The following is an 11,533-nucleotide window of genomic DNA, read 5'->3' as shown; positions in this document are numbered from 1 at the left end:
GCTATCGCGCGCAGCCGCATGCTGCTGGACCAGCGCGGCCTGCACGGCGACTGGCGCAGCGCACTGGCAGGCTCGTCCGAGCCGACCGACCTGGAGGCCTTCACCGAGCACCTGCTGTCGGCCCATCTGCCGCATGCGCTGGTCATCGACTGCAGCGGCAGCGCCGATGTGGCCGACCGTTACGCCGGGTGGCTGGCGGCGGGCATCCACGTGGTGACCCCGAACAAACAGGCCGGCGCCGGCCCGCTGCCGCGCTACCAGGCGATCCGCGAGGCGGCCGCCACCAGCGGTGCGCGTTTCCGCTACGAAGCCACGGTCGGGGCCGGTCTGCCGGTGATCACCACGCTGCGCGACCTGGTGGATACCGGGGATGAGGTGCTGGCCATCGACGGCATCTTCTCCGGCACGCTGGCATGGCTGTTCAACAAGTACGACGGCCAGGTCCCGTTCTCGCAGCTGGTGGCGCAGGCCCGTGGCATGGGCTACACCGAGCCGGACCCGCGCGATGACCTGTCGGGCGTGGATGTGGCGCGCAAGCTGGTGATCCTGGCGCGCGAGGCCGGGCGCGACCTGAGCCTGGAGCAGGTGCAGGTGGAGAGCCTGGTGCCCGAGGCGCTGCGCGAGGCCGGCGTGGAAGAGTTCATGGCCGGCCTGGATGCGGTGGATGCCGCGTTCGCCGAGCGCCTGGCCGCGGCCCGGGCACGTGGGGCGGTGCTGCGTTACGTGGCGCGGCTGTCGCCGGACGGTGCGCAGGTGGGGCTGGTGGAGCTCCCGGCCGGGCACGCGTTCGCGAACCTGCGCCTGACCGACAACGTGGTGCAGTTCACCACGCGCCGCTACTGCGACAACCCGCTGGTGGTGCAGGGCCCGGGTGCGGGCCCGGAGGTGACCGCCGCCGGCGTGTTCGCCGATGTGCTGCGGGTGGCGGTGGGCGAAGGAGCGCGCCTGTGAGCGGTGGCGACAGCAACGCGGCGCGTGCGTTTTCGCCGGCCTCGGTGGGCAACGTCGCGGTGGGCTTCGACATCCTCGGCCACGCCATCGCCGGTGTCGGTGATACGGTCACCGTGCGCCGCATCGAGGCGCCCGAAGTGCGCATCGCGGCCATCCGGGGGACGCCGTTCGCGCTGCCGCTGCACGCGCCGGACAACACCGCGGGGGCAGCGTTGATCGCGCTGCGCGACGCGCTGGCATTGCCGTTCGGGTTCGAGGTGGAGATCGACAAGGGCATCGCGCTGGGCTCGGGCATGGGCGGATCGGCGGCGTCCTGCGTGGCCGCGCTGGTGGCGGCCAATGCACTGCTGGACACGCCACTGCCGCGTGCGGCGCTGTACCCGTTCGCGCTCGAGGGCGAGGCGGTGGCCAGCGGTGGACGGCACGGCGACAACCTGGGGCCGATGCTGCTGGGCGGGCTGGTGTTGAGCACGGCCGAGCGGCTGGTGCCGATTCCCGTGCCGGACGCCTGGCACAGCCTGTTGGTGCATCCGGAGGCCGTGCTGGAAACCCGGCGTGCACGCGCAGCGCTGCAGGGCAGCTATGCGCTGGGGGAATTCGTCGAACAGAGCGCGCACCTGGCGCTGGTGCTGAGCGGCTGCTTCACCGCCGATGCGTCGCTGGTGCGCGCCGGCCTGCGTGACGTACTGGTGGAGCCGCGCCGCGCGGGGTTGATCGGTGGTTTTCATGCCGCACGGGATGCGGCGCTGGCGGCCGGTGCGATGGGCGCCAGTATTTCCGGCGCCGGTCCGAGCATTTTCGCCTGGTTCGAGCGACGTGACGCGGCGCTGGCAGCGCAGGCGGCGGTGCAGCAGGCCTTCGCCGCCGCCGGATTCGACAGCCAGGGTTGGGTCTCGCCAGTGAACGCGCCGGGCGCGCAGTTGCTGTAAGCGCGGTGTTTCTTACTTTCTTCCAGGATGACCGATGAATTTCGTTTCCACCCGTCACACCGCACCGCCCGCCACGCTCAGCCAGGCCATTGCCGCCGGGCTGGCCCCCGACGGCGGCCTGTATGTACCCGCGCAGCGCCCGCAGGCATCGGCATGGCAGCCGCAGGGTTCGCTGGCGCGCGATGCCGCCGCGGTGCTGGCCCCGTACTTCGAAGGCGATGCACTGGCACCGCACCTGCAGCAGCTGTGCGCGGATGCCTTTGATTTCCCCGCGCCGCTGCGTGCACTGAGCACCCCCGGCGACCATGTGCTGGAGCTGTTCCATGGCCCCACCGCGGCGTTCAAGGATTTCGGCGCGCGCTTCCTGGCCGCCAGCCTGGCGCGGCTGCAGCAGGGACGCGAGCACCCGCTGACGATCGTGGTGGCCACCTCCGGTGATACCGGCGCGGCCGTGGCGGCGGCGTTCCACCGCCAACCGGGCATCCGCGTGGTGGTGCTGTACCCCGATGGGCGCGTGTCGCCCCGCCAGGCGCACCAGCTGGGGTGCTTTGGCGACAACATCCACACGCTGCGCGTGGCCGGCTCGTTCGATGACTGCCAGGCGATGGTGAAGCAGGCCTTGGGCGACCGGGCACTGCAGGCGCAGGTGCCGCTGAGTTCGGCCAACAGCATCAGCCTGGGGCGCTGGTTGCCGCAGATGAGTTACTACGCGCATGCCGCGCTGGAACACCACGCGCGCACCGGCAACGTGCTCAATCTCGTGGTCCCCACCGGCAACCTGGGCAATGCGATGGCCGCGCTGCTGGCGCGTGCCATGGGCCTGCCACTGGGCCAGATCGCCCTGGCCACCAATGCCAACGACGTGCTGCCGCGCTTCTTCCACGGCGGCGCGTACCAGCCGGCGACCAGCGTGGCGACCCTGGCCAATGCGATGGACGTGGGCGCGCCGAGCAACTTCGAGCGGCTGCGCTGGCTGTATGCCGACGACGATGCGGCGCTGCGCGCGGACCTGCGCGTGGAGGCGGTGGACGATGCGGCGATCCGCGCGTTGATCGCGCGGCGCTGGGCGCGGGCCGGCGAAGTGTTCTGCCCGCATACCGCGACCGCGATGTCAGTGCTGGAGGCGCTGCGTACCGAGGGCATGCAGGGCGACTGGGCGGTCGCGGCGACGGCGCACCCGGCCAAGTTCGAATCGGTGGTGGAGCCGTTGATCGGTCGGGCGCTGGACGTGCCGCCGTCGCTGTCGGCGCTGCTGCAGCGGCCCGCGCATGCGCAGCCGTGCGCGCCGGCGTATGCGGCGTTGCGCGAGGTACTGCTCGCGTAGCGCCGGGCTCTGCCCGGCTGCCTTTCGTTGCGACGTCATGGGCACGCGGGAAAGCCGGGCAGAGCCCGGCTCTACGGCGGGTTGCGTTGGTTCCGGCAAGCCGGGCAGAGCCCGGCTCTACTTGCCGGCCAGGGCGTGCAGTGCTGCTTCGTCGAGGATCTCGACGGTGTTCAGGTGGGGCAGGGCGATCAGGCCCTGCTGGCGCAGCTTGGTGAACGTGCGGCTCACCGTTTCCATGGTCAGGCCAAGGTGGTCGGCGATGTCGCCACGGCCCATGGGCAAGGTCACGCGCAGGCCGTTGCCGCCCAGGCGGGCTTCGCGGGCAGCCAGGCGGAGCAGGAAATCGGCCAGCTTTTCCGCCGGTTGCAGGCGGGCCAGCGACATGGCCGCGTCCTGCGCGGCGTCCAGTTCCTGGCAGGCGCGCTGCAGCAGCTTGCGCTCCAGGTGCGGGTAACGCGCGCGCAGCTCTTTCATCTGCGGCAGCGCCACCCGGCAGACGCGGCTGTCGGCGATGGCTTCGATGTCGTAGCGATGGTGGTCGTTGCCACTCAGGCCCAGGTAATCGCCGGGCAGCACGAACCCGCTGATCTGGCGGCGGCCGTCGGCCAGTGTCCGCACCAGGCGCAGCGCCCCGGCAGTCAAGGTATAGACATGAAGGCGCGGTTCACCGCTGCGGGCCAGGGTGGCGCCCAGCGCCAGCGGCTGGGACACGGTCACCCGTTCCAGCGCCAGCACTTCGTCGGGCGACAACGCCGAGCACACGGCCAGATGACGTACCGAGCAGTGCAGGCAGTCGCGCAGCGGCGAGCAGCCCGGGCTGGCGGGATCTTCAACGGCGGAAAGGGCGGTACCGGAGTGGGGCCGGGTCATGTCGAACCAGGGAGCGGGGCCTGCTTATGATACTTCATGCGGCCATTGGCCCGGACCGGCGCGATCAGCGCAGCCCGGCGCGCCGGCTGCGGCTAGAATATGCACCACGCTCATCCCCCGATTCGCAGGAGTCCCGCAAGTGATCAAGCCCCGTACGCCGCCCGGCATCATGGAATTGCTGCCGCGCGAGCAGATCGCGTTCCAGCGCATGCTGGACGTCATCCGCCGCAACTACGAGCGGTTCGGGTTCCTGCCGGTGGAAACCCCGGTGTTCGAGCTGTCCGATGTGTTGCTGACCAAGTCCGGCGGTGAAACCGAGCGCCAGGTGTATTTCGTGCAGTCCACCGGCGCGTTGGCCAACGCCGCCGAAGCCGGCGACAAGGCGCTGCCCGAGCTGGCCCTGCGCTTCGACCTCACCGTGCCGCTGGCCCGCTACGTGGCCGAACACGAACACGACCTGACCTTCCCGTTCCGTCGTTACCAGATGCAGCGCGTGTACCGCGGCGAGCGTGCCCAGCGCGGCCGCTTCCGCGAGTTCTACCAGTGCGACATCGACGTGATCGGCAAGGACACCCTGAGCACGCGTTATGACGCCGAAGTCCTGGCGGTGATCCATGCGGTATTTGCCGAGCTCAGCATCGGCGCCTTCAGCATCCAGCTGAACAACCGCAAGCTGCTGCGCGGCTTCTTCGAGAGCCTGGGCGTCGCCGATGGCGAGCGTCAGCTGGCGGTGCTGCGCGAAGTGGACAAGCTGGACAAGCGCGGCCCCGACTACGTGCGCGAGACGCTGGTGGGCGAGGGCTTTGCGATTCCGGCCGAGCAGGTCGAGCGGATCCTCGCCTTCGTGGCGGTACGTTCCAGCAGCCACGCCGACGCGTTGGCGCAGCTGGACGCGCTGCTGGCCGATCCGGCCGCCAGCGAAACGCTGAAGGTGGGCGTGGCCGAACTGCGCGAAGTGCTGGAGCTGGTCAAGGCGCTGGGCGTGCCGGAAACCGCGTACTGCCTGAACTTCTCCATTGCGCGCGGCCTGGATTACTACACCGGCACCGTGTACGAAACCACGCTGACCGACCACCCGCAGATCGGCTCGATCTGCTCCGGTGGCCGGTACGAAGACCTGGCCAGCCACTACAGCAAGTCCAAGCTGCCGGGCGTGGGCATTTCCATCGGCCTGACCCGCCTGTTCTGGCAGCTGCGCGAAGCCGGCCTGATCGCCGGGATCGAAGACAGCAGCGTGCACGCGCTGGTGGCGCTGATGGACGACGCCAGCCTGCCCCAGTCGCTGGACATCGCCCGTCGCCTGCGCGCCGGTGGCATCAACGCCGAAGTGCAGATGGAGCCGAAGAAGATCGGCAAGCAGTTCCAGTACGCGGCCAAGGCCGGGATCCGCTTCGTGGTGCTGGCCGGGGACGATGAGCTGGCCCGTGGCGTGGTGGCGGTGAAGGACTTGCTGCGCGAGCAGCAGTTCGAGGTGTCGCGCGAGGAACTGGCCAGCACCCTGCAGGTGGAGCTGGAGCAGGCCAAGGTCATGCCGTGAGGCGGCTGGGGGCGGCGGCAACGCTGCTGCTCCTGCTGACCGCGTGCCGGACCGATCCTGCGCTGCACACCCAGCGGATCGGTCCGGGCCAGTACCGGCTGACGGTCGACCGCTGCCACGTGATCGACCGGGAGCAGCTGCAGCGTGACCTGCGCCAGTTGGCCGGGCAGACGTGCCCGGGCGGGGCAGGCGAGCTGGAGGCCCTCCAGTCCATCCCGAGCCGCCAGGGCAGCCTGTTCGGCGAGTGCCTGCGCCACGGGGCCCTGCGCGCCGAGGTGCACTGCCGGTAGGTACCCACCGTTGGTCGGTACGCCGCCAATGGCCCGATCTCCAGAAAAAACGCCCGCCCAGCGGGCGTTTTTTCGTTTCCGCACCCTGAACCAACCCGGTCCGCGCAGCGACACGGTTTGACCCTGTGACCGCGTTTGCGCTAATGTAATAGCACGCTATTACATTGATACGATGAAACTACGCCCCGCCCCCCGAGAAAAAGACGCCCAGGCCGATCTGGCCTGCCTGGCTGCGGCCTTCGCCGCGCTGTCCAGCCCGGACCAGGTCACCGCATTCCTGCGCGACCTGTGCACCCCGGCCGAGCTGGAGGCGCTGTCGGACCGCTGGAAGGTGGTGCCGCTGCTGCAGCAGGGCGTGCCGTATCGCGAAATCCACGAACTGACCGGTGTCAGCGTGACCACCACCGGGCGCGTGGCGCGTTCGCTGGAGCATGGCCACGGCGGCTATGCCGCCGCCATCGCCGTGACCGCCACGCCTACGCCCCCCGAATCCGAGTAAGAGAGCCTCCCCCATGAGTGCAACCCAGAACGCCCCGGCCCGTGACCGGCTGCGGATCGCCATCCAGAAGAACGGGCGGCTGGCCGAGCCGGCGCGCAGCCTGCTGACCGCCTGCGGGCTGAGCTGGCGGCAGAGCCGCGACAAGCTGTTCTGCTACGGCGAATCGCTGCCGGTGGACCTGCTGCTGGTGCGCGACGACGACATCCCCGGCCTGATCGCCGATGGCGTCTGCGATTTCGGCATCGTCGGCCGCAACGAGCTGGACGAACAGGGCGCCGCGCGCCGCCGGATCGGCCTGCCGGACGCCTACCAGGCGCTGCGCGGCCTGAACTTCGGGCAGTGCCGGTTGATGCTGGCCGTGCCCGACGAATGGGAATGGACCGGCGTTGAGCAGCTGGCCGGCAAGCGCATCGCCACCAGCTACCCGGCGATCCTGGCCGACTGGCTGGCCGCGCGCGGCGTCGACGCGCAGGTGGTGGAACTGTCCGGGTCGGTGGAAATCGCGCCGCGCCTGGGCACCGCCGACCTGATCTGCGATCTGGTCTCCAGCGGCGCCACCCTGGCCGCCAACCAGCTCAAGCCGGTGGAAACGCTGCTGGAAAGCGAAGCGGTGCTGGCCGGCCCGGTGAAGACCCCCGACGACGCCCGCGCCGGCCTGATGGCGATGCTGCTGCGGCGGCTGGATGGCGTGGTCAAGGTGCAGGACAGCAAGCTGCTGATGTTCCGTGCCGCGCTGGACCGCGTGTCCGAACTGACCCGGCTGCTGCCCGATGCCGACCCGCTGGTGCAGCTGCCCGACGACGGCGGCCACCTGCGCCTGCAGACCATGTGCCACGGCGCGTTGACCTGGCAGCGGCTGGAAGACCTGGAGCGCGCAGGCGCCCAGGGCCTGATGGTATTGAGCGTGGAGCGTTCGCTGGCATGAACCGTCTTTCGATGAATGTAGTGGAGTGGTCCACCCTGGACGCCAGCGCCCAGGCGCAGGCGTTGCAGCGCCCGGTGCAGGCCGTGGCCGCGCAGACCCGTGATGCGGTGGCCGGGTTGATCGCCGCCGTGCGCGCCGACGGCGACGCCGCGCTGCGCGAGATCAGCCTGCGCTTCGATGGCGTGGCCCCCGAATCGTTTGAAGTCACCGAGGCCGAGTTCGCCGCGGCCGAACAGGCCGTCCCGGCCGACCTGCGCCAGGCGATGGTCGAGGCGGCCGCGCGCATCGGCGTGTTCCACAAGGCCGGCATGAGCCAGGGCTATGCGGTGGACACCGCGCCGGGCGTGCGCTGCGAGCGCATGGTGCGGCCGATTGGCCGGGTCGGCCTGTACGTACCGGCCGGCAGCGCCCCGCTGCCGTCCACCGCGCTGATGCTGGGCGTGCCCGCGCAACTGGCGGGGTGCCGCGAAGTGGTGCTGTGCACGCCGCCGCGCAAGGACGGCAGTGCCGACCCGGCGGTGCTGGTGGCCGCGCGCCTGACCGGCGTGCACCGGGTGTTCAAGCTGGGCGGCGCGCAGGCGATCGCGGCGATGGCCTATGGCACCGACAGCGTGCCGGCCTGCGACAAGCTGTTCGGCCCGGGCAACAGCTTCGTCACCGAAGCCAAGCAGCAGGTGGCTCAGGACGGTGCAGCGGCGATCGACATGCCGGCCGGTCCGTCCGAAGTGCTGGTGATCGCCGATGCCGGCGCCAACGCGGCCTTCGTCGCCGCCGACCTGTTGTCCCAGGCCGAACACGGTCCCGATTCGCAGGTGTTGCTACTCACCGACGACGACGCCCTGCTGGCGCGTGTCGACGCCGAAGTGCAGGCCCAGCTGGCGCGTCTGTCGCGCAGGGACATCGCCACTCAGGCGCTGCAGGCCTCGCAGCTGATCCTGGTGGATTCGCTGGCGCAGGCCTTCCAGATCAGCAACCGCTACGCACCCGAACACCTGATCCTGGCCCTGCGCGACCCCCGCGCGTGGCTGGAACAGGTCGAGGCGGCAGGCTCGGTGTTCCTCGGTGACTACACGCCGGAGGCGCTGGGCGATTACTGCAGCGGCACCAACCATGTGCTGCCCACTGCAGGCGCCGCGCGTGCCTACAGCGGGGTCAGCGTGGCCAGCTTCCAGAACATGATCAGCGTGCAGTCGGCCACCGCGCAGGGCATTGCCGCGATCGGCGGCTGCGCGCGCACGCTGGCCCGCGCCGAAGGCCTGGACGCGCACGAAAATGCGGTGGCACTGCGCATGCAGGTGGCCGCATGAGCGCGCCCGCTTCGGTGATGTCGCTGGTCCGCGCGGACCTGCAGGCCTTTGCCGGCTATTCGTCGGCCCGCAGCAGCGCGCTGGTGGGCGATGTATGGCTGAACGCCAACGAGTCGGCCTGGGCCAATCCGGCCGACAGCGAAGGCCGGGCGCGACGCTATCCGGATCCGCAGCCGGCCGCACTGCGCGCGCGGTTGGCGGAGCTGTATGACTGCGCGCCGGAGCAGCTGCTGATCGGCCGCGGTAGCGACGAGGCGATCGACCTGCTGGTGCGCGCGCTGTGCGAGCCCGGCCGCGACGCGGTGCTGGTGACCCCGCCGGTGTTTGGCATGTACGCGGTGTGCGCGCGGCTGCAGAACGCGCCGCTGCTGGAGGTGCCGCTGCGCGACGACGGCGATGCGCTCAACGCCGATATCGACGCGGTGATCGCCACCGCGCTGGCCGGCAACGCCAAGCTGGTGTTCCTGTGTTCGCCTTCGAACCCGGCCGGCAGCGCGATCGCGCTGGAACAGGTGGAACGGGTAGCGACGGCGCTGCAGGGCAGGGCGCTGGTGGTGGTGGACGAGGCCTATGCCGAGTACGCCGCGCTGCCGTCGGCGGTCACGCTGCTGCCGCGTTACGACAACGTGGCCGTGCTGCGTACGCTGTCCAAGGCGCACGCGCTGGCCGCCGCGCGCATCGGCAGCCTGATTGCCGCGCCGGCGCTGATCGCGCTGCTGCGCCGCTGCCAGGCGCCGTACCCGATTCCCGGCCCCTGCGCCGAGCTGGCCCTGGCGGGCTTGAGCGACAGCAACCTGCAGCTCACCGCCTCCCGCGTGGAGCGCATCAAGGCCGAGCGTGGCCGCCTGCAGCAGGCCTTGGCGGTGCTGCCCGGCGTGCTGCGCGTCTACCCCTCGCAGGGCAATTACCTGCTGGTGCGCTTCAGTGATGCGCAGCAGGCCTTCGATGCGCTGCTGGCAGCCGGCGTGGTGGTACGCGACCAGCGCGCCGCGCCACAGCTGCACGACGCCCTGCGCATCACCATCGGCAGCACCCTGGAGAACGATCGGGTGCTCAGTGCGCTGGCCGCGCGGAGGGTAGCGGCATGACCCCCATCCTGTTCGTGGACCGCGACGGCACGCTGATCGAAGAGCCGGCCGATTTCCAGATCGACGCCTACGAAAAGATCCGCTTCGTGCGCGATGTGATCCCGGCGATGCTCAAGCTGCGCGATGCCGGGTACCAGTTCGTGATCGTCAGCAACCAGGACGGTCTGGGCAGCGAAGGCTACCCCCAGGCCAGTTTCGACGGCCCCAATGACCTGATGCTGCAGATCTTCGCCAGCCAGGGCATCGTGTTCCGTGACGTGCTGATCGACGGTACCTGGCCGCACGACAACGCGCCCACCCGCAAGCCGGGCATCGGCATGATGCTGCCCTACCTGCAGGACCGCAGGATCGACTGGGCCCGCTCGGGCATGGTCGGCGACCGGCCCACCGACATCCAGTTCGCCGAGAACATGAAAATCCGCGGCTTCCAGCTGCGCACCGAACAGTTCGGCGGGCAGTGGGACTGGAACGGCATCGCCCATGAACTGGCCGATGCGCCGCGCCGCGCCACCGTGCAGCGCAATACCAAGGAAACCCGGATCCGTGTCGAGGTCGACCTGGACCGCACCGCCGAACCACAGACCCACACCGGGTTGCCGTTCTTCGACCACATGCTGGAGCAGATCGGCAAGCACGGCGGCTTCGCGCTGAGCGTGCAGGCCGAGGGCGACCTGCACATCGACGAACACCACACCATCGAAGACACCGGCCTGGCGTTGGGCCAGGCCCTGCGTGAAGCGCTGGGCGACAAGCGCGGCATCGGCCGCTACGGCTTCACCCTGCCGATGGATGAAACCCTGGCCAGCGCGGCCCTGGATTTCAGCGGCCGGCCGTACTTCGTGTTCGAGGGCGAGTTCAAGCGCGAGCGCGTGGGCGACATGCCCACCGAGCTGGTGCCGCACTTCTTCCGGTCGCTGTGCGACGCCGCCGGGCTGAACCTGCACCTGAGCGTGCGCGGCGACAACGACCACCACAAGGTTGAAGCGTGCTTCAAGGCACTGGCCCGCGCCCTGCGCCAGGCGCTGCCGCGCCAGGGCACCGCACTGCCCAGCACCAAGGGGGCGCTGTGACCGAGGTTGCCCTGATCGATGCCGGCGGCGCCAACCTGGGCTCGGTGCGCTATGCACTTGAACGGCTGGGCGTGCAGGTGCGGCTGGTACGCGACGCGAAGGGCCTGCAGGGCGTGTCGCGGGTGATCCTGCCCGGCGTGGGCGCGGCCCCGCACGGCATGGCGCGCCTGCATGCGCAGGACCTGGTGCAACCGCTGCGCGACCTGCAGGTGCCGTTGCTGGGCATCTGCCTGGGGATGCAGCTGTTGTTCGAGGGCTCCGAAGAGGGCCACGTGGAATGCCTGGGGCTGATGCCCGGAGTGGTCCGCCACCTGCACCCGGCCACCGGCATCCGCGTGCCGCACATGGGCTGGAACCGGCTGCGGCCGCTGCGCGAATCGATGCTGCTGGACGGCGTGCCGGAGCGCGCCAGCGCCTACTTCGTGCACAGCTATGCGGCACCGCTGGGCGAGCACACCGTGGCGGCCTGCGACCATGGCGGCCTGTTCGCCGCGGTGGTGCAGCGCGGCCTGCACAGCGGCGCCCAGTTCCACCCGGAGCGTTCGGCCGCCACCGGTGCCCGGATCCTGCGCAACTTCATCGAGAACGAACCGTCATGAGTTTCACCGTCTATCCCGCCCTGGACATCCGCGAAGGCCGCGTGGTGCGCCTGCTGCAGGGCGATTACGCGCAGCAGACCACCTATGGCGACGACCCGTTGCCGCGCGCACAGGCCTTCGCCGATGCCGGCGCCAGCTGGATGC

Annotated in this window: 11 protein-coding genes and 2 pseudogenes; 12 read left to right on the top strand and 1 reads right to left on the bottom strand. The window is 70.2% G+C overall.

The features are described from left to right. From DBR34_RS23200 to thrC, 3 genes and pseudogenes are all read left to right on the top strand, one after another. Positions 1–951: pseudogene (locus DBR34_RS23200) on the top strand (bifunctional aspartate kinase/homoserine dehydrogenase I); the annotation flags it as partial. Beyond that, the gene (locus tag DBR34_RS14325; RefSeq protein WP_128097288.1) at positions 948–1,880 is read left to right on the top strand and encodes a homoserine kinase; all 933 of its coding nucleotides are present in this window, start codon (positions 948–950) and stop codon (positions 1,878–1,880) included. The pseudogene DBR34_RS23200 and the gene DBR34_RS14325, both read left to right, overlap by 4 nt. Before the next feature lie 34 nt (positions 1,881–1,914). After that, positions 1,915–3,204, top strand: a complete 1,290-nt coding sequence (gene thrC, locus DBR34_RS14320; RefSeq protein ID WP_128097287.1) for a threonine synthase — start codon at positions 1,915–1,917, stop codon at positions 3,202–3,204. Positions 3,205–3,321: 117 nt separating this feature from the next. On the opposite strand, the gene DBR34_RS14315 is transcribed toward thrC, so the two are convergent. Beyond that, positions 3,322–4,074, bottom strand: coding sequence for a helix-turn-helix domain-containing protein (locus DBR34_RS14315; protein ID WP_128097286.1), 753 nt, complete (start codon positions 4,072–4,074; stop codon positions 3,322–3,324). 139 nt (positions 4,075–4,213) lie between these two features. Between DBR34_RS14315 and hisS the strand changes: the two genes are divergently transcribed. The 9 genes and pseudogenes from hisS to DBR34_RS23195 all read left to right on the top strand — a co-directional run. Beyond that, positions 4,214–5,611 (top strand): histidine--tRNA ligase, encoded by a 1,398-nt coding sequence (gene hisS / locus DBR34_RS14310; RefSeq protein WP_128097285.1) that lies wholly within the window; start codon positions 4,214–4,216, stop codon positions 5,609–5,611. Further along, positions 5,608–5,901: a hypothetical protein gene (locus DBR34_RS14305; protein WP_258223944.1), complete on the top strand. Its 294-nt coding sequence runs from the start codon at positions 5,608–5,610 to the stop codon at positions 5,899–5,901. The genes hisS and DBR34_RS14305 overlap by 4 nt, the downstream gene beginning before the upstream one ends. A gap of 172 nt (positions 5,902–6,073) precedes the next feature. Continuing rightward, positions 6,074–6,400: a YerC/YecD family TrpR-related protein gene (locus tag DBR34_RS14300; protein WP_128097284.1), complete on the top strand. Its 327-nt coding sequence runs from the start codon at positions 6,074–6,076 to the stop codon at positions 6,398–6,400. Between the two features lie 13 nt (positions 6,401–6,413). Then, complete coding sequence (hisG, locus tag DBR34_RS14295; RefSeq protein ID WP_038688653.1) at positions 6,414–7,325, top strand: ATP phosphoribosyltransferase; 912 nt, start codon at positions 6,414–6,416, stop codon at positions 7,323–7,325. An 11-nt stretch (positions 7,326–7,336) separates the two neighbouring features. Then, complete coding sequence (gene hisD, locus DBR34_RS14290; RefSeq protein WP_128097305.1) at positions 7,337–8,632, top strand: histidinol dehydrogenase; 1,296 nt, start codon at positions 7,337–7,339, stop codon at positions 8,630–8,632. Further along, entirely contained in the window at positions 8,629–9,720 is a 1,092-nt protein-coding gene (hisC, locus tag DBR34_RS14285; RefSeq protein WP_128097283.1) for a histidinol-phosphate transaminase, read from the top strand. Before hisD ends, hisC begins: the two co-directional genes overlap by 4 nt. After that, positions 9,717–10,790: a bifunctional histidinol-phosphatase/imidazoleglycerol-phosphate dehydratase HisB gene (gene hisB, locus DBR34_RS14280; protein ID WP_128097282.1), complete on the top strand. Its 1,074-nt coding sequence runs from the start codon at positions 9,717–9,719 to the stop codon at positions 10,788–10,790. Before hisC ends, hisB begins: the two co-directional genes overlap by 4 nt. Continuing rightward, complete coding sequence (gene hisH, locus DBR34_RS14275) at positions 10,787–11,389, top strand: imidazole glycerol phosphate synthase subunit HisH (protein WP_128097281.1); 603 nt, start codon at positions 10,787–10,789, stop codon at positions 11,387–11,389. The genes hisB and hisH overlap by 4 nt, the downstream gene beginning before the upstream one ends. Further along, positions 11,386–11,533, top strand: a pseudogene (locus DBR34_RS23195) (HisA/HisF-related TIM barrel protein); the annotation flags it as partial. The gene hisH and the pseudogene DBR34_RS23195, both read left to right, overlap by 4 nt.

The sequence above is a fragment of the Stenotrophomonas sp. HMWF003 genome, from assembly GCF_003061285.1.
In the GTDB taxonomy this organism is placed as follows: Bacteria; Pseudomonadota; Gammaproteobacteria; order Xanthomonadales; family Xanthomonadaceae; genus Stenotrophomonas; species Stenotrophomonas maltophilia_AP.
The sequence above is the reverse complement of the archived record's forward strand: the minus strand, read 5'-3'. Positions and strand labels throughout refer to the sequence as shown.